Source organism: Streptomyces sp. NPDC046876 (genome assembly GCF_040645035.1).
GTDB lineage: Bacteria > Actinomycetota > Actinomycetes > Streptomycetales > Streptomycetaceae > Streptomyces.
The window spans coordinates 11,545-28,306 of record NZ_JBEYXK010000024.1; the positions used below are offsets into that span (position 1 = coordinate 11,545).

A 16,762-nucleotide genomic window follows, 5' to 3' on the forward strand; every position below is an offset into this window, starting at 1 on the left:
ACGGCTGCCTTCCGTGCACGGGGGACGGGGGACGGGACGGAACCGCCACGCTACCGGGGCCGCCGCCCGAGCCACCGGTCGGGACCCCGGCGTTAACCGTTTAGCGGCGCAGCCGCTCGGCTCGGTACGATTCAGACGCGCAGCGTTCGCTGCACGTTCCCTGAGTCAGGAGAGACCGGTGTCAGACGTCCGTGTGATCATCCAACGCGATTCCGAGCGGGACGAGCGCGTGGTGACCACGGGCACTACGGCGGCCGACCTCTTCGCCGACGACCGCACCGTCATCGCCGCCCGCGTCGCCGGCGAGCTCAAGGACCTCTCGTACGTCGTCCAGGACGGCGAGGCCGTCGAGCCCGTGGAGATCTCCTCCCCGGACGGCCTCGACATCCTGCGCCACTCCACCGCGCACGTCATGGCCCAGGCCGTGCAGGAGCTCTTCCCCGAGGCCAAGCTGGGCATCGGCCCGCCGGTCCGGGACGGCTTCTACTACGACTTCGACGTCGCGAAGCCCTTCACCCCCGATGACCTCAAGGCCATCGAGAAGAAGATGCAGGAGATCCAGAAGCGCGGCCAGCGCTTCGCCCGCCGCGTCGTCACCGACGAGGAGGCCCGCGAGGAGCTGGCGAACGAGCCGTACAAGCTCGAGCTCATCGGCATCAAGGGCTCCGCGTCGACCGACGACGGCGCCAACGTCGAGGTGGGCGGCGGTGAGCTGACCATCTACGACAACCTCGACGCCAAGACCGGCGACCTGTGCTGGAAGGACCTCTGCCGCGGTCCCCACCTGCCCACCACCCGGAACATCCCGGCGTTCAAGCTGATGCGCAACGCTGCCGCCTACTGGCGCGGCAGCGAGAAGAACCCGATGCTCCAGCGCATCTACGGCACCGCCTGGCCGTCGAAGGACGAGCTGAAGGCCCACCTCGACTTCCTCGTCGAGGCCGAGAAGCGCGACCACCGCAAGCTCGGCACCGAGCTCGACCTCTTCTCCGTGCAGGACGAGATCGGCTCCGGCCTCGCCGTCTTCCACCCCAAGGGCGGCATCATCCGCCGCACCATGGAGGACTACAGCCGCAAGCGGCACGAGGAAGAGGGCTACGAGTTCGTCTACACCCCGCACGCCACCAAGGGCGCGCTCTTCGAGAAGAGCGGCCACCTGGACTGGTACGCGGAGGGCATGTACCCCCCCATGCAGCTCGACGGTGGTACCGACTACTACCTCAAGCCCATGAACTGCCCGATGCACAACCTGATCTTCGACGCCCGCGGGCGCTCCTACCGTGAGCTGCCGCTGCGCCTGTTCGAGTTCGGCACCGTGTACCGGTACGAGAAGTCGGGCGTCGTGCACGGCCTGACCCGCTCGCGCGGCTTCACCCAGGACGACGCGCACATCTACTGCACCAAGGAGCAGATGGCGGAGGAGCTCGACCGCACCCTGACCTTCGTGCTGAACCTGCTCCGCGACTACGGTCTGACCGACTTCTACCTGGAGCTGTCGACCAAGGACCCGGAGAAGTTCGTCGGCTCGGACGAGATCTGGGAAGAGGCCACCGAGACCCTGCGCCAGGTCGCCGAGAAGCAGGGCCTGCCGCTGGTCCCGGACCCGGGCGGCGCCGCGTTCTACGGCCCGAAGATCTCCGTCCAGTGCCGTGACGCGATCGGCCGGACCTGGCAGATGTCGACCGTCCAGCTCGACTTCAACCTGCCGGAGCGGTTCAACCTGGAGTACACCGCGGCGGACGGCTCCCGCCAGCGCCCGGTCATGATCCACCGCGCGCTGTTCGGCTCGATCGAGCGGTTCTTCGCCGTGCTGCTGGAGCACTACGCGGGCGCCATGCCGCCGTGGCTGGCCCCCGTCCAGGCCGTCGGCATCCCGATCGGCGACGGGCACGTCGAGTACCTGCAGGAGTTCGCCGCCGAGGCGAAGAAGAAGGGCCTGCGGCTCGAGGTGGACGCCTCCTCCGACCGCATGCAGAAGAAGATCCGGACCTGGCAGAAGCAGAAGGTCCCGTTCATGATCATCGTCGGTGACGAGGACATGGCCGCGGGCACCGTCTCCTTCCGCTACCGCGACGGCTCGCAGGAGAACGGCATCCCGCGTGACGCGGCGCTGGCGAAGCTCGCCGACGTGGTGGAGCGCCGCGTCCAGGTGTGACCCGCTCCCCGCACGCGCGGGGCTCGGCCCCCGGGAAGTGATCACTTCCCGGGGGCCTTCCTCGTACCTGCTGCCAAGGTCATATGCTGCTTCCCATGACGACTCAGCCGGAGCAGCAGAATGGCGTCGGGACGCAGGACTCGTTCCAGCGCCTGTGGACGCCCCACCGGATGGCGTACATCCAAGGGGAGAACAAGCCGACCGGGCCGGATGCCGGGGACGGCTGTCCCTTCTGCGGAATTCCGGAGATGTCGGACCGCGACGGCCTGGTCGTGGCCCGGGGCAAGCACGTGTACGCGGTGCTGAACCTCTACCCGTACAACGGCGGTCACCTGATGGTCGTCCCGTACCGGCACGTCGCCGACTACACCGAGCTGGACACCAACGAGACGGTCGAGCTCGCCGACCTGACGAAGCGCGCGATGGTGGCGCTGCGCAAGGCGTCGGGCGCGCACGGTTTCAACATCGGCATGAACCAGGGCTCGGCGGCCGGCGCCGGCATCGCCGCCCACCTCCACCAGCACATCGTGCCGCGCTGGGGCGGGGACACGAACTTCATGCCGGTCGTGGGACACACCAAGGTCCTGCCCCAGCTCCTCGCCGACACCCGCCAGATGCTGGCCGACGCCTGGCCCTCGGACTAGTCGTCGATCGCGGGAGGATCGCGCGAGCCGGTGGGACAACGAAGCGGGAGGCGGCCTCGGGGCCGCCTCCCGCTTCTGCTGTCCGCCTCCGGCTACGCGTCGTACACGTCCGCCTTGCGCGGGGCCGCGTCCTGGACGAGGCCGCTGACGATCATCGAGCGGTTGGTGAAGCGCTCGGTGTCGACGCCGTTCTCGTCGAGCACCCGCATCGCGGCGGCGTGGACCGCCCGCAGGACCGGGGTGGCTGCGCGCATGGCGTCGTCGGCCATGAAGCGGTTGCGCCAGGGCTGCCCGGCCCAGACGTGGCGCAGGCCGAAGGGCTCGGGCAGGACCAGCTTGCCGCCGAGGAAGTCCAGCAGCGGCGGGTACCAGCTCAGCGAGGAGCGGACGGCGAGGCGGACGACCTCCTGGGCGTCGACCAGCGGGAGCGGGCGCTCCACAGTCTCCCAGAACCTTACGGACTTGGGGACCTCGACCGTCGGCGGCTTGGACTTGTCGCCGAACGGGCCGCCCAGCGGGCCCAGCGCGTGGCCGGTGACCTCGATGCGCAGGGTCTTGTACAGGACGGTGACGGTGACGAGCATCGTGATCACGAGCTGGCCGTCCCACAGCGGGTACTGGATGCCGAGGTAGTGCCGGTTGCCGCCGTTGAACTGCTGCTCGTTGCAGATCCGGGTGACCTCGTGCGGTTTGACGAGGAAGGTGTCCACGTCGGCGCCGGAGGGGCGGGCCACCTCGGCGGCCTTTTCGCCGACGTGGGTGACGATCCAGTGCTGGACGGAGGCGGGCGGGAAGCCGCCGGTGTGCAGGGGCCCGCGCTCCAGCTTGCGCAGCTCGGTGTCGATGGCCCGTATGACGTCCCAGCTGCGGAACGGGTGGATCTCCATGCCCTCGACCTTGGGGACGAGCTCCTCGGCGAGCTGCCAGCTGCCCCAGCGGGTGCCCATGCCGAGGATGCCCTTGGGGCCGGCGTAGAAGACGGCGTTGCTGCGGTTCTCGGCGGTGAGTTTGGCGAGGGAGTGGCGCAGGTCCTCGCGGGCCTTCTCGTCGGGGTTGCCGGGCACGGCCTCGGGGATCTTGGCGCCGACGCCGTCGCCGGAGAGGAGGCCGTCCCAGCGGGCGCGCAGGTCCTCGGCGGTGTTCTCGCAGATGCGGCGGGCCAGGCCCCAGCCGACGGCCGGGGCGATGATCATGCCGCGCAGGTAGAGGCCGAGGAAGCCGTCGAAGGGCAGGCGGAACATCAGCACGGCCGCGACGACGGCGACGCCGACGAGGACGAGGGTGCTGACCCAGGAGGCGTACTTCTCGTTGCCGGTCAGGGTCTTGCGCAGCTGGAACAGGCCCAGCCACAGCAGCAGGCCGGGCAGGAACACCACGCCGGCGACGAGCATGATCAGGCGGAGCTTGCGGTCGCGCTCCTTGCGGATGTGGGAGGCGGCCAGGCAGTGCTCGACGACGGTCTGGGGGTCGGCGCCGAAGGACTGGATCATCGGTTTGCGCGCCGCGGGCAGGGTGCGGGCCTCCACGGCCCGGCAGAAGGCCTCGCCGAAGTTCGGCTCGAAGAGGGAGATCTTGGGGGGTTTGACGGTGGAGGAGTGGTACTCGTTGTTGGCGCCGAGTATGGCGGACAGCTTGGTGTCCTTCGCGCCGTCGCGATAGGCCGCCGAGGCGAGCGCGTTGGTCGCCCCGGTCTGGCCGCTGCCCCCCTGGAGCGGGATCTGCGCCCCGGGCCTGAAGTCGAATCCGTCGTCCGCCACCACTGCCCCCATCCCCACCGGTGCCCCCATCGCTGTGCGTTGTGCTGTTTTGCCGCGCCGATGAGCCTATCGGCGTATCTCGCCCCATGGTGATGGGACAGGGAAATGCCGCCCACCGCAAGCAGGTCGGGGTGGGCGGCGCCCTGGCGCTATGTCAGAGAGCTTCCCTTCTCGAGCTGTTCGCGCACCTTCTCGGCCACGTGCGGCGGCATCGGTTCGTGGCGGGCGTAGGTGCGGGTGAAGGTGCCGGTGCCGTGGGAGACGGAGCGCAGGTCGATGGCGTACCGGCCGATCTCGATCTCGGGGCTCTCGGCGCGGATCCAGGTGCGGCCGGGGCCGGCCGGTTCGGTGCCGATGACGCGGCCGCGGCGGCCGGCGAGATCGCTCATGACGGGGCCGACGTACTCGTCGGGGACGAGGACGCCGAGCTCGGCGACGGGTTCGAGGAGGTGGATGCGGGCCTCGGCGGCGGCTTCGCGCAGGGCGAGGGCGCCGGCGGTCTGGAACGCGGCGTCGGAGGAGTCGACGGAGTGGGCCTTGCCGTCGAGGAGGGTGATGCGCACGTCGACGAGGGGGTAGCCGGCGGCGACGCCGCGGGCGGCCTGGGCGCGTACGCCCTTCTCGACGGAGGGGATGAACTGGCGGGGGACGGCGCCGCCGACGACCTTGTCGACGAATTCGATGCCGCTGCCGGGCGGGAGCGGTTCGACCTCGATCTCGCAGATGGCGAACTGGCCGTGGCCGCCGGACTGCTTGACGTGCCGGCCGCGGCCGGAGGCCTTGGTGGCGAAGGTCTCGCGCAGGCTCACCTTGTGGGGGACGGGGTCGACCTGGACGCCGTAGCGGGTGCGCAGGCGTTCGAGGGCGACGTCCTGGTGGGCCTCGCCGAGGGACCACAGGACGAGCTGGTGGGTCTGCGGGTTCTGCTCCAGGCGCATGGTGGGGTCCTCGGCGACGAGGCGGGCCAGGCCCTGGGAGAGCTTGTCCTCGTCGGCCTTGCTGTGGGCCTCGATGGCGAGGGGGAGCAGCGGGTCGGGCATCGGCCAGGGCTCCATGAGCAGCGGCCGGTCCTTGGCGGAGAGGGTGTCGCCGGTCTCGGCGCGGCTGAGCTTGGCCACGCAGGCCAGGTCGCCGGCGATGACGCGGGTCAGGGGGCGCTGCTGTTTGCCGAAGGGGGAGGAGAGGGCGCCGATGCGCTCGTCGACGTCGTGATCCTCGTGGCCGCGGTCGGTCAGGCCGTGGCCGCTGACGTGGACGGTCTCCTCGGGGCGGAGGGTGCCGGAGAAGACGCGGACGAGGGAGACGCGGCCGACGTAGGGGTCGGAGGAGGTCTTGACGACCTCGGCGACGAGGGGGCCGTCCGGGTCGCAGGTGACGTCGGGGCGCTCGGCGCCGTCGGGGGTGGTCACGGCGACGGGGGCGTGTTCGAGGGGGGTGGGGAAGCCGCCGGTGATCAGTTCGAGGAGTTCGACGGTGCCGAGCCCCTGGCGGGCGCCGTCGGCGGCGGGGGCCGCCATGAGGACGGGGTGGAAGGTGCCGCGGGCGACGGCGCGCTCCAGGTCGTCGACGAGGGTCTTGAGGTCGATGTCCTCGCCGCCGAGGTAGCGGTCCATGAGGGTCTCGTCCTCGCTCTCGGCGATGATCCCCTCGATGAGGCGGGAGCGGGCCCCGGTGATGAGCTCGAGCTCGTCGGGCCGGGGGTCGCGTTCGACGCGCTCGCCGGAGGTGTAGTCGTACACGCGCTGGGAGAGCAGCCCGAGCAGGCCGATCACGGGGGCGTGGCCGTCGGGTCCGACGGGGCCGTGGAGCGGCAGGTACAGGGGGATGACGGCGTCGGGGTCGTCCGCGCCGAAGGTCTCGCCGCACACGGTGGTCATCTGGGAGTAGTCGGCGCGGGCTGCCTCCAAATGGGTGACGACGATGGCCCGGGGCATGCCGACGGCCTCGCATTCGTCCCAGACCATGCGGGTGGCGCCGTCGATGCCGTCGGAGGCGGAGACGACGAAGAGGGCCGCGTCGGCGGCGCGCAGGCCGGCCCTGAGTTCGCCGACGAAATCGGCGTATCCGGGGGTGTCCAGTATGTTGATCTTGACCCCGTCCCATTCGACGGGGACGAGGGAGAGCTGTACGGACCGCTGCTGGCGGTGCTCGATGTCGTCGTAGTCGGAGACGGTGGCGCCGTCCTCGACGCGGCCCGCGCGGTTGACCGCCCCCGCGGTCAGGGCGAGGGCCTCGACGAGGGTGGTCTTGCCGGCTCCGCTGTGGCCGACCAGCACGACGTTGCGTACGGACGAGGGGCGGTCGGCCGTCAGTGCCCTGCCGGCGGCTCCGGCTTGCTGTGATGTGGCTCCCATGATGCTCGTGCCTCCCGGTGTGACGGTGAGGAGGGTGATCGGCGTTCTTCGAGCTTTGCACCGGCGTCACACTGCGTCCATACGTAATACCCGCGGCCCTCCCGTGCATGGCCGGGGAGCGGCGCGGCGGCGGCCGGCCGATTGCCCGGCGTGAACCGGTGGGTGCGCGGGTATGCGGGACCGGGGCCCTGGCTACGATGGGCCAGCCGGTGGCCGATGGGGCCGTACGGCCCAGCGACCCTCCGGGAAGGCCATGCTGAACAAGTACGCGCGTGCGTTCTTCACGCGTGTTCTCACGCCATTCGCCGCTTTTCTCCTCCGGCGGGGGGTGAGCCCGGACGCGGTCACGCTGATCGGCACGGCCGGCGTGGTGGCCGGAGCGCTCGTCTTCTTCCCCCGGGGCGAGTTCTTCTGGGGCACGATCACCATCACGCTGTTCGTCTTCTCCGACCTGGTGGACGGGAACATGGCCCGCCAGGCCGGGGTCTCCAGCCGCTGGGGCGCCTTCCTGGACTCCACCCTGGACCGGGTCGCCGACGCGGCGATCTTCGGCGGGCTCGCGCTCTGGTACGCGGGCTCCGGCCACGACAACGTGCTGTGCGCGGTGGCGATCTTCTGCCTGGCCAGCGGCCAGGTGGTGTCCTACACCAAGGCGCGCGGAGAATCGATCGGCCTGCCGGTGGCCGTCAACGGGCTCGTGGAGCGCGCGGAGCGGCTGGTGGTCACGCTCGTCGCGGCCGGCCTGTCGGGCCTGCAGACCTTCGGCGTGCCCTCCTGGATCGGGGTGCTGCTGCCGATCGCGCTGTGGCTGGTGGCGGCCGGCTCGCTCGTCACGCTGATCCAGCGGGTGGTCACCGTGCGCCGGGAAGCGGCCGAGGCCGACGCGGCGGCCGCGGCCTCCGAATCGGGCGCGGCCTGATGGGGGCGCTCCAGGACCGGCTGGTCGACGGCCTGTACGGGCTCGGCTGGGCCGGCGTGAAGAAGCTGCCCGAGCCGGCCGCGGTGGCCCTCGGCCGCCGGATCGCGGACACGGCGTGGCGGCGGCGCGGCAAGAGCGTGCTGCGGCTGGAGTCGAACCTGGCCAGGGTCGTGCCGCAGGCGGGCCCCGAGGAGCTGCGCGAGCTGTCGCGGGCCGGCATGCGCTCGTACATGCGGTACTGGATGGAGTCCTTCCGGCTCCCGGCGATGGACCCGAAGCGCTTCGGCACGGACGTCGCCATAAAGGACGACCACATCCTGCTCGACGCCGTCGCCTCCGGGCGCGGCGTGATCGTGGCCCTGCCCCACCTGGCCAACTGGGACCTGGCCGGGGCCTGGGTCACCGGGCACCTGGGCGTGCCGTTCACCACCGTTGCCGAGCGGCTCAAGCCCGAATCCCTGTACGACCGGTTCGTCGCCTACCGCGAGAGCCTGGGCATGGAGGTGCTGCCGCACAGCGGCGGGGCCGCGTTCGGGACGCTGGCGCGCCGGCTGCGCTCCGGCGGACTGATCTGCCTGGTCGCCGACCGGGACCTGTCGTCCTCCGGCGTCGAGGTGGAGTTCTTCGGCGCGACGGCGCGGATGCCCGCCGGGCCGGCGCTGCTCGCGCAGCAGACGGGCGCGGCGCTGCTGCCCGTGACCCTGTACTACGGGGACACCCCGAAGCTGTACGGACGCATCCACCCCGAGGTGGAGGTCCCCGGGACCGGGACGCGGGCCGAGAAGACGGCCGCCATGACCCAGGCGGTGGCTGATGCCTTCGCCAGGGGCATCGCCGAGCACCCGCAGGACTGGCACATGCTCCAGCGGCTGTGGCTGGACGACCTCGAGGAGCGCTCCGCGTGAAGATCGGCATTGTCTGCCCGTACTCGTGGGACGTCCCCGGCGGCGTCCAGTTCCACATCCGGGACCTCGCCGAGCACCTGATCCGCCTCGGGCACGAGGTGTCGGTGCTGGCCCCGGCGGACGACGAGACCCCGCTGCCGCCGTACGTGGTCTCGGCGGGGCGGGCCGTGCCGGTGCCGTACAACGGGTCGGTGGCCCGGCTGAACTTCGGCCTGCTGTCCGCGGCGCGGGTGCGGCGCTGGCTGCACGACGGCGTCTTCGACGTGATCCACATCCACGAGCCGGCCTCGCCCTCGCTGGGGCTGCTGTCCTGCTGGGCGGCGCAGGGCCCGATCGTGGCGACGTTCCACACCTCGAACCCGCGCTCGCGGGCGATGATCGCGGCGTACCCGATCCTCCAGCCGGCCCTGGAGAAGATCAGCGCCCGCATCGCGGTCAGCGAGTACGCGCGGCGCACGCTGGTGGAGCACCTGGGCGGCGACGCGGTGGTCATCCCCAACGGCGTCGACGTGGACTTCTTCGCCTCCGCCGAACCGAAGGCCGAGTGGGGCGGGCAGACCCTGGGCTTCATCGGCCGCATCGACGAGCCGCGCAAGGGCCTGCCGGTGCTGATGGCGGCCTTCCCGCGGATCGCACGGGAGTGCCCGGAGGTACGGCTCCTCGTCGCCGGCCGCGGGGACGAGGAGGAGGCGGTGGCCTCCCTGCCCGAGGAGCTGCGCTCGCGGGTGGAGTTCCTCGGGATGGTCTCCGACGAGGACAAGGCCAGGCTGCTGCGCAGCGTCGACGTGTACGTGGCCCCCAACACCGGGGGCGAGAGCTTCGGCATCATCCTGGTCGAGGCCCTCTCGGCCGGGGCCCCGGTGCTCGCCTCCGACCTGGACGCGTTCGCGCAGGTCCTGGACCAGGGGGCGGCGGGCGAGCTCTTCGCCAACGAGGACGCCGATGCGCTGGCCGCGGCCGCGGTGAAGCTGCTGCGGGATCCGGCCCGGCGCGCGGAGCTCAGCGCGCGCGGCTCCGCGCACGTGCGGCGCTTCGACTGGTCGACGGTCGGGGCGGACATCCTCGCGGTGTACGAGACGGTGACGGACGGCGCGAGTGCGGTCGCCACCGATGAGCGCGTCCCGCTCCGCACCCGCCTGGGCTTCGCCCGCGACCCCTCCCACTGACGCCCCCGGCTCCGGCCCCCGCCGGACCCGGTTTCCGCGCGCTCCGCGCCGGTTGCGCTCAATCGCCGCGCGGGCTGGTTTTACGGGCCCGTCCGTGCGGTTGGGTGCGGGCGGTTCCCGGTTTCCGTGCGCTTCGCGCCCGGTGCGCTCAATCGCCGCGCGGGCTGGTTTTTGGCCGGCACGCGCTGTTTCGTGCGGGTGGTCCCCGGTTTCCGTGCGCTTCGCGCCCGGTGCGGTGAATCCCGGTTTCCCGCGCTTCGCGCTCGGTGCGGTGAATCCCGGTGTCACTGCGCTTCGCGCCTGGTGCGCTTGAACGCCGCGGAGTCGGCGAACCAGCCTCGCCGGCGTTTGAGGCGCGGGGTCCGGGGCGGAGCCCGGGATACCAGGCCGAACCCGACCGGCGCCGCCCCGAACGGTAGAGTCGCGGGCCGTGATCGAAACCCTTGTCTGGACCGCCCTGCTCCTCGCCGTGATCGGCGTCTACCTCAGCTGGACGGCCGGACGTCTCGACCGGCTGCACACCCGGATGGACGCCGCCCGGGCGGCCCTCGACGCACAGCTCGTGCGCCGCGCCTCGGTGGTGCTGGAGGTGGCCACCTCCGGCGCGCTCGACCCGGCGTCCTCCATCGTGCTGTACGAGGCCGCGCATGCGGCCCGCCAAGCCGACGAGGAGCACCGCGAGGTCGCCGAGAGCGAGCTCAGCCAGGCGCTGCGCGCCGTGTTCGCCGACGCCGCCCAGGTGGAGGTGATCAAGGCGGCCCCCGGCGGCGAGGCGGCCGCCGAGGAGCTGGCGGCGGCCGTGCGCCGGGTGCCGATGGCCCGGCGGTTCCACAACGACGCCGTACGGGCGGCCCGCGCCCTGCGCCGGCACCGCAAGGTCCGCTGGTTCCGCCTGGCCGGCCACGCCCCGTTCCCGCTCGCGTTCGAGATGGACGACGAGCCCCCGGCGGACCTCGCCGACCGGCCGTAGTTGTACCCATTGGCCAAGTCGGAAGGAGCCACCGGCTCCTCATTGGCCCTTGCGGTGGACTGCTCGGGGAGGGTTTGCTCGGCGGAGCATTACCGCAGCATCACCGCAGCACCCCTGCGGGACCCCCGCAGCAGCCTTCTTTCCTTCGAGTGAGGTCATCCGTGAGCACGCTTCCCTCCACCCCGCAGACCCCCGAGATCGGCACCGCCCGCGTCAAGCGCGGCATGGCCGAGCAGCTCAAGGGCGGCGTGATCATGGACGTGGTCAACGCCGAGCAGGCCAAGATCGCCGAGGACGCCGGCGCCGTGGCCGTCATGGCCCTGGAGCGGGTGCCCGCGGACATCCGCAAGGACGGCGGCGTGGCCCGCATGTCCGACCCGAACATGATCGAGGAGATCATCGACGCGGTCTCCATCCCGGTGATGGCCAAGTCCCGCATCGGCCACTTCGTCGAGGCCCAGGTGCTGCAGTCCCTCGGCGTCGACTACATCGACGAGTCCGAGGTCCTGACCCCGGCCGACGAGATCAACCACTCCGACAAGTGGGCGTTCACCACCCCCTTCGTCTGCGGTGCCACCAACCTGGGCGAAGCCCTGCGCCGCATCGCCGAGGGCGCGGCCATGATCCGCTCCAAGGGCGAGGCCGGCACCGGCAACGTCGTCGAGGCCGTCCGCCACCTGCGCCAGATCAAGAACGAGATCGGCCAGCTGCGCGCCCTGGACCACAACGAGCTGTACGCCGCCGCCAAGGAGCTGCGCGCCCCGTACGAGCTCGTCAAGGAGGTCGCCGAGCTCGGCAAGCTCCCGGTCGTGCTGTTCTCCGCCGGTGGCGTCGCCACCCCGGCCGACGCCGCGCTGATGCGCCAGCTCGGCGCCGAGGGCGTCTTCGTCGGCTCCGGCATCTTCAAGTCGGGCGACCCGGCCAAGCGCGCCGCCGCCATCGTGAAGGCCACCACCTTCTTCGACGACCCGAAGATCATCGCGGACGCCTCCCGCAACCTGGGCGAGGCCATGGTCGGCATCAACTGCGACACCCTGCCCGAGGCCGAGCGCTACGCCAACCGCGGCTGGTAAGGCACTGCTTCCCATGAACAACCCCCCCGTCATCGGTGTCCTGGCCCTCCAGGGCGACGTACGGGAGCACCTGATCGCCCTGGCCTCGGCGGACGCCGTGGCCAGGCCGGTCCGGCGCCCCGAGGAGCTCGCCGAGGTCGACGCCCTGGTGATCCCCGGCGGCGAGTCGACGACCATGTCGAAGCTCGCCGTCCTGTTCGGCATGCTGGAGCCGCTGCGCGAGCGCGTCCGGACCGGCATGCCGGTCTACGGCACCTGCGCCGGCATGATCATGCTCGCCGACAAGCTGCTCGACGGCCGTGAGGACCAGGAGACGCTCGGCGGCATCGACATGATCGTCCGCCGCAACGCCTTCGGCCGCCAGAACGAGTCCTTCGAGGCCGCGATCGAGTTCGCCGGCATCGAAGGCGGCCCCGTCGAGGGCGTCTTCATCCGTGCCCCGTGGGTCGAGTCCGTCGGCGCCGACGCCCAGGTGCTCGCCACGTACGACGGCCACACCGTCGCCGTGCGCCAGGGCAACGTGCTGGCCACGTCGTTCCACCCCGAACTGACCGGCGACGACCGCGTGCACGCCTACTTCGTCGACATGGTGCGCGCGGGGCGCTGATCGGCGCCCGGTAGGATCGGGGAAGAACACCTATTGGTTACGCGAAGGAGACAGGCGGATGTCCGGCCACTCTAAATGGGCTACGACGAAGCACAAGAAGGCCGTGATCGATGCCAAGCGCGGCAAGCTCTTCGCGAAGCTGATCAAGAACATCGAGGTCGCGGCCCGCATGGGCGGTCCCGACATCGACGGCAACCCGACGCTGTTCGACGCCGTGCAGAAGGCGAAGAAGCAGTCGGTCCCGAACAAGAACATCGACTCCGCGGTCAAGCGCGGCGGCGGCCTCGAGGCCGGCGGCGCCGACTACGAGACGATCATGTACGAGGGCTACGGCCCGAACGGTGTCGCGGTGCTCATCGAGTGCCTCACCGACAACCGCAACCGTGCCGCCTCCGACGTGCGCGTCGCCATGACCCGCAACGGCGGTTCCATGGCCGACCCGGGCTCGGTCTCGTACCTGTTCAACCGCAAGGGCGTCATCCTCCTGCCCAAGGCCGACCTCACCGAGGACGACGTGCTCGGCGCGGTCCTGGAGGCCGGTGCCGAAGAGGTCAACGACAACGGCGAGACCTGGGAGATCATCAGCGAGGCCACCGACCTGGTCGCGGTCCGCACCGCGCTCCAGGAAGCCGGCATCGACTACGACTCGGCCGACTCCAGCTTCGTCCCGACCATGCAGGTCGAGCTGGACGAAGAGGGCGCGCGCAAGATCTTCAAGCTGATCGACGCGCTGGAGGACAGCGACGACGTCCAGAACGTCTTCGCCAACTTCGACGTCTCGGACGAGGTCATGGAGAAGGTCGACGCCTGAGGCTTCGCCTTCCACCCATGTGTGACACGGGCCGACGGGGACACACCCCGTCGGCCCGTCGCGTTGTCAGAGGCAGCGGTTAGTCTGGCGACCGAATTTCCGAGGAGGGGAGGGGCGCCGTGCGAGTGCTCGGCGTGGACCCGGGGCTGACGCGCTGCGGTGTCGGCGTGGTCGAGGGCGCGGCCGGCCGTCCCCTGACGATGCTCGGGGTGGGAGTCGTCCGCACCCCGATCGACGCGGAGCTGGGGGACCGGCTCGTCGCCGTCGAGCGGGGCATCGAGCAGTGGCTCGACGAGCACCGGCCCGAAGTCGTCGCCGTGGAGCGGGTCTTCAGCCAGCACAACGTCAGCACGGTGATGGGCACCGCCCAGGCCAGCGCCGTCGCCATGCTGTGCGCCGCCCGCCGCGGCATACCGGTGGCCCTGCACACCCCCAGCGAGGTCAAGGCCGCCGTCACCGGCTCCGGCCGCGCCGACAAGGCACAGGTCGGCGCGATGGTCACCCGGCTGCTGCGGCTCGCCGCACCGCCCAAGCCCGCCGACGCCGCGGACGCCCTCGCGCTCGCCATCTGCCACATCTGGCGGGCCCCCGCCAAGAACCGCCTCCAGCAGGCGGTCGCCCTGCACACCCCGAAAGGCCGTACCCGATGATCGCCTTCGTCAGCGGCCCCGTCGCCGCTCTCACCCCCACCGCGGCCGTGATCGAGGTCGGCGGCGTGGGCATGGCCGTGCAGTGCACGCCGCACACCATCGCGGGCCTGCGCACCGGCGAGCCGGCCCGGCTGGCCACCTCCCTGGTGGTCCGGGAGGACTCCCTGACCCTGTACGGCTTCGCCGACGACGACGAGCGGCAGGTCTTCGAACTGCTCCAGACCGCGAGCGGGGTCGGGCCGCGGCTGGCCCAGGCGATGCTCGGGGTGCACCGTCCGGACGCGCTGCGGGTGGCCATCGAGTCAGGCGACGAGAAGGCGCTGACCGCCGTCCCCGGCATCGGGAAGAGGGGCGCGCAGAAGCTGCTGCTGGAGCTGAAGGGCAAGCTGGGCGCTCCGCTGGGGTCCGGGACGCTGGTCGGGGCGCAGCGGGCCGCCGCCTCTGGTCCCGCCCCTTGGACGGAGCAGCTGTCCGCCGCCCTCATCGGCCTCGGGTACGCCTCCCGCGAGGCGGAGGAGGCGGTCACGGCCGTGACCCCCCAGGCCGAAGCCGCCATCGCCTCCGGCGGCTCGGCCCCCGTCCCCCAGCTCCTGCGAGCCGCCCTCCAAACCCTGAACCGCACCCGCTGACCCGGGGCTTCGCCCCGGACCCCGCGCCTCAAACGCCGGCGGGGCTGGAAGATCCAGCCCGCGCGGCGTTTGAGCGCACCGGTCGCGAAGCGACCGGAACCGGGTCCGGGCGGAGCCCGCCACGCGGCGGAGCCGCATATCCGGCACAGCGGGAAGGGGCGGGGTGGGGGACAGCCCCGCAGGGCCCCGGGCCCCGCTCCGCAGGACCACCGCACCGCACGAAACCGAAAAGGCAGACTGACACCGTGAACTGGGACGACGACACCGAGGCGGCCCCCGCCGAAGGCGACCGCATCGTGGCGCCGGCAGCCGACGGCGAGGACACCGCCGTCGAGGCGGCCCTGCGCCCCAAGGACCTCGGCGAGTTCGTCGGCCAGGAAAAGGTCCGCCAGCAGCTCGACCTGGTCCTGAAGGCGGCCCGGCAGCGCGGCGCCACCGCCGACCACGTCCTGCTCTCCGGCGCCCCCGGCCTCGGCAAGACCACCCTCTCGATGATCATCGCGGCGGAGATGGGGGCGCCCATCCGGATCACCTCCGGCCCCGCCATCCAGCACGCCGGCGACCTCGCCGCCATCCTCTCCTCCCTCCAGGAGGGCGAGGTCCTCTTCCTCGACGAGATCCACCGCATGTCCCGGCCCGCCGAGGAGATGCTGTACATGGCCATGGAGGACTTCCGCGTCGACGTGATCGTCGGCAAGGGGCCGGGAGCCACCGCCATCCCCCTCGAACTGCCGCCGTTCACCCTGGTCGGGGCGACGACCCGGGCCGGACTGCTGCCGCCGCCGCTGCGCGACCGGTTCGGCTTCACCGGGCACATGGAGTTCTATGCGCCCGAGGAGCTGGAACGCGTCATCCGCCGCTCCGCCGGCCTGCTCGACGTGGAGATCGACCCCGCCGGCGCCGCCGAGATCGCCGGCCGCTCCCGCGGCACCCCGCGCATCGCCAACCGGCTGCTGCGCCGGGTCCGCGACTACGCCCAGGTCAGGGCCGACGGGGTGATCACCCGCGAGGTGGCCGCGACCGCCCTGCAGGTGTACGAGGTCGACGGGCGCGGCCTGGACCGCCTCGACCGGGCGGTGCTGGAGGCCCTGCTCAAGCTGTTCGGCGGCGGCCCGGTGGGCCTGTCCACGCTCGCCGTGGCCGTCGGCGAGGAGCGGGAGACCGTCGAGGAGGTCGCCGAGCCGTTCCTCGTACGGGAGGGGCTCCTCGCCCGTACCCCCCGGGGCCGGATCGCGACCCCCGCCGCATGGGCTCACCTGGGACTTGTCCCGCCGCAGCAGGGCGGCGGCGGATCCGCCGGACAGCAGGGCCTGTTCGGGGCGTGACGGCGCGGAGGTTGGCCCGGTCAGGAACTGCGGTGCCATGCTGGGCGTTGTTCCATCGGTGCGGACTCGCCTAGACTCCGCCGATGCCGACCCTTCGGGTCGGTGTGCCCACCCCCGTAGAAATTGGCCGTCTCCCGTGCGGTCGTGCGAAGGATCTCCGTCCCGTGAATCTCGTGACACTCCTCCCGTTCATCGTGCTCATCGGGGCGATGTTCCTGATGACCCGCTCCGCGAAGAAGAAGCAGCAGCAGGCCGCGCAGATGCGCGACCACATGACGCCCGGCACCGGCATCCGCACCATCGGCGGCATGTACGCCACGGTCAAGGAGATCGGCGACGACACCGTCACCCTTGAGGTCGCCCCCGGCGTGCACGCGATCTACGCGAAGATGGCCATCGCCGCCGTCCTGGACGACGCGGAGTACAACCGCATCGTCCACGGCGCCGAGGCCGCGGCCGACCACGAGGCGCCCGTCGTCCCCGACGACATCTCCTCCCTGACCAAGGACGAGGACGAGGCCCCCAAGGCCGACCCCGCCAAGAAGGACGAGGACGAGGCCCCCAAGCTCGACCTGGGCAAGAAGGACGGCCCCGACAGCGACTCCGACGGCAAGGGAGAAGCCAAGGGCGACGGCGAGGCCGGCGCGAAGTAACGCGCGGCCGGGGACCGCGAAAACGCCCGACCGGCGCCCGCGCGGTCCCCGTCAGTGACACTTCTGCGGGGGGCAGGGGTCCCCACCACACATTTTTCGTGGCCGTCCGGCGCCGAACCCCGGCGCCGGACGGTTGGACAGGGA

Annotated in this window: 15 protein-coding genes; 13 read left to right on the forward strand and 2 right to left on the reverse strand. The window is 71.6% G+C overall.

Annotated elements, in window-relative coordinates; translation table 11 throughout:
- The first annotated feature begins 178 nt into the window (after positions 1-178).
- Complete coding sequence (gene thrS / locus ABZ924_RS15890; protein WP_361909024.1) at positions 179-2,155, forward strand: threonine--tRNA ligase; 1,977 nt, start codon at positions 179-181, stop codon at positions 2,153-2,155.
- An 83-nt stretch (positions 2,156-2,238) separates the two neighbouring features.
- Positions 2,239-2,799 carry an HIT domain-containing protein gene (locus ABZ924_RS15895; protein WP_361909026.1) on the forward strand — a complete coding sequence of 187 codons (561 nt, stop codon included), beginning with the start codon at positions 2,239-2,241 and terminating at the stop codon, positions 2,797-2,799.
- A gap of 92 nt (positions 2,800-2,891) precedes the next feature.
- Here the strand turns inward: ABZ924_RS15895 and ABZ924_RS15900 are convergent, their stop codons facing one another.
- Both ABZ924_RS15900 and ABZ924_RS15905 read right to left on the reverse strand, forming a co-directional pair.
- Entirely contained in the window at positions 2,892-4,556 is a 1,665-nt protein-coding gene (locus tag ABZ924_RS15900) for a hypothetical protein (protein ID WP_361909029.1), read from the reverse strand.
- 149 nt (positions 4,557-4,705) lie between these two features.
- Complete coding sequence (locus ABZ924_RS15905) at positions 4,706-6,910, reverse strand: elongation factor G-like protein EF-G2 (RefSeq protein ID WP_361909032.1); 2,205 nt, start codon at positions 6,908-6,910, stop codon at positions 4,706-4,708.
- A gap of 253 nt (positions 6,911-7,163) precedes the next feature.
- Here ABZ924_RS15905 and pgsA point away from each other — a divergent pair, with 253 nt between their 5' ends.
- The 11 genes from pgsA to yajC all read left to right on the forward strand — a co-directional run bounded on the left by pgsA (position 7,164) and on the right by yajC (position 16,618).
- Positions 7,164-7,829, forward strand: coding sequence for a phosphatidylinositol phosphate synthase (gene pgsA / locus ABZ924_RS15910; RefSeq protein WP_361909035.1), 666 nt, complete (start codon positions 7,164-7,166; stop codon positions 7,827-7,829).
- Entirely contained in the window at positions 7,829-8,734 is a 906-nt protein-coding gene (locus tag ABZ924_RS15915) for a phosphatidylinositol mannoside acyltransferase (RefSeq protein WP_361909038.1), read from the forward strand. The genes pgsA and ABZ924_RS15915 overlap by 1 nt, the downstream gene beginning before the upstream one ends.
- Positions 8,731-9,900 carry a glycosyltransferase family 4 protein gene (locus tag ABZ924_RS15920; protein ID WP_361909041.1) on the forward strand — a complete coding sequence of 390 codons (1,170 nt, stop codon included), beginning with the start codon at positions 8,731-8,733 and terminating at the stop codon, positions 9,898-9,900. The genes ABZ924_RS15915 and ABZ924_RS15920 overlap by 4 nt, the downstream gene beginning before the upstream one ends.
- Positions 9,901-10,330: 430 nt before the next feature.
- The gene (locus ABZ924_RS15925) at positions 10,331-10,870 is read left to right on the forward strand and encodes a hypothetical protein (protein ID WP_361909044.1); all 540 of its coding nucleotides are present in this window, start codon (positions 10,331-10,333) and stop codon (positions 10,868-10,870) included.
- Between the two features lie 161 nt (positions 10,871-11,031).
- Positions 11,032-11,943, forward strand: a complete 912-nt coding sequence (gene pdxS / locus ABZ924_RS15930; protein ID WP_361909046.1) for a pyridoxal 5'-phosphate synthase lyase subunit PdxS — start codon at positions 11,032-11,034, stop codon at positions 11,941-11,943.
- A 13-nt stretch (positions 11,944-11,956) separates the two neighbouring features.
- The gene (gene pdxT, locus ABZ924_RS15935; protein ID WP_361909049.1) at positions 11,957-12,550 is read left to right on the forward strand and encodes a pyridoxal 5'-phosphate synthase glutaminase subunit PdxT; all 594 of its coding nucleotides are present in this window, start codon (positions 11,957-11,959) and stop codon (positions 12,548-12,550) included.
- A gap of 58 nt (positions 12,551-12,608) precedes the next feature.
- A complete protein-coding gene (locus tag ABZ924_RS15940; protein ID WP_361909052.1) occupies positions 12,609-13,361 on the forward strand; it encodes a YebC/PmpR family DNA-binding transcriptional regulator in 753 nt (250 codons plus the stop codon).
- A gap of 119 nt (positions 13,362-13,480) precedes the next feature.
- Positions 13,481-14,011 (forward strand): crossover junction endodeoxyribonuclease RuvC, encoded by a 531-nt coding sequence (gene ruvC / locus ABZ924_RS15945; RefSeq protein WP_361909055.1) that lies wholly within the window; start codon positions 13,481-13,483, stop codon positions 14,009-14,011.
- Positions 14,008-14,640 carry a Holliday junction branch migration protein RuvA gene (ruvA, locus tag ABZ924_RS15950; protein ID WP_361909057.1) on the forward strand — a complete coding sequence of 211 codons (633 nt, stop codon included), beginning with the start codon at positions 14,008-14,010 and terminating at the stop codon, positions 14,638-14,640. Before ruvC ends, ruvA begins: the two co-directional genes overlap by 4 nt.
- Before the next feature lie 245 nt (positions 14,641-14,885).
- Positions 14,886-15,965, forward strand: coding sequence for a Holliday junction branch migration DNA helicase RuvB (ruvB, locus tag ABZ924_RS15955; protein WP_361909060.1), 1,080 nt, complete (start codon positions 14,886-14,888; stop codon positions 15,963-15,965).
- A gap of 164 nt (positions 15,966-16,129) precedes the next feature.
- Positions 16,130-16,618, forward strand: a complete 489-nt coding sequence (gene yajC, locus ABZ924_RS15960) for a preprotein translocase subunit YajC (RefSeq protein ID WP_361909063.1) — start codon at positions 16,130-16,132, stop codon at positions 16,616-16,618.
- Positions 16,619-16,762 lie beyond the last annotated feature (144 nt).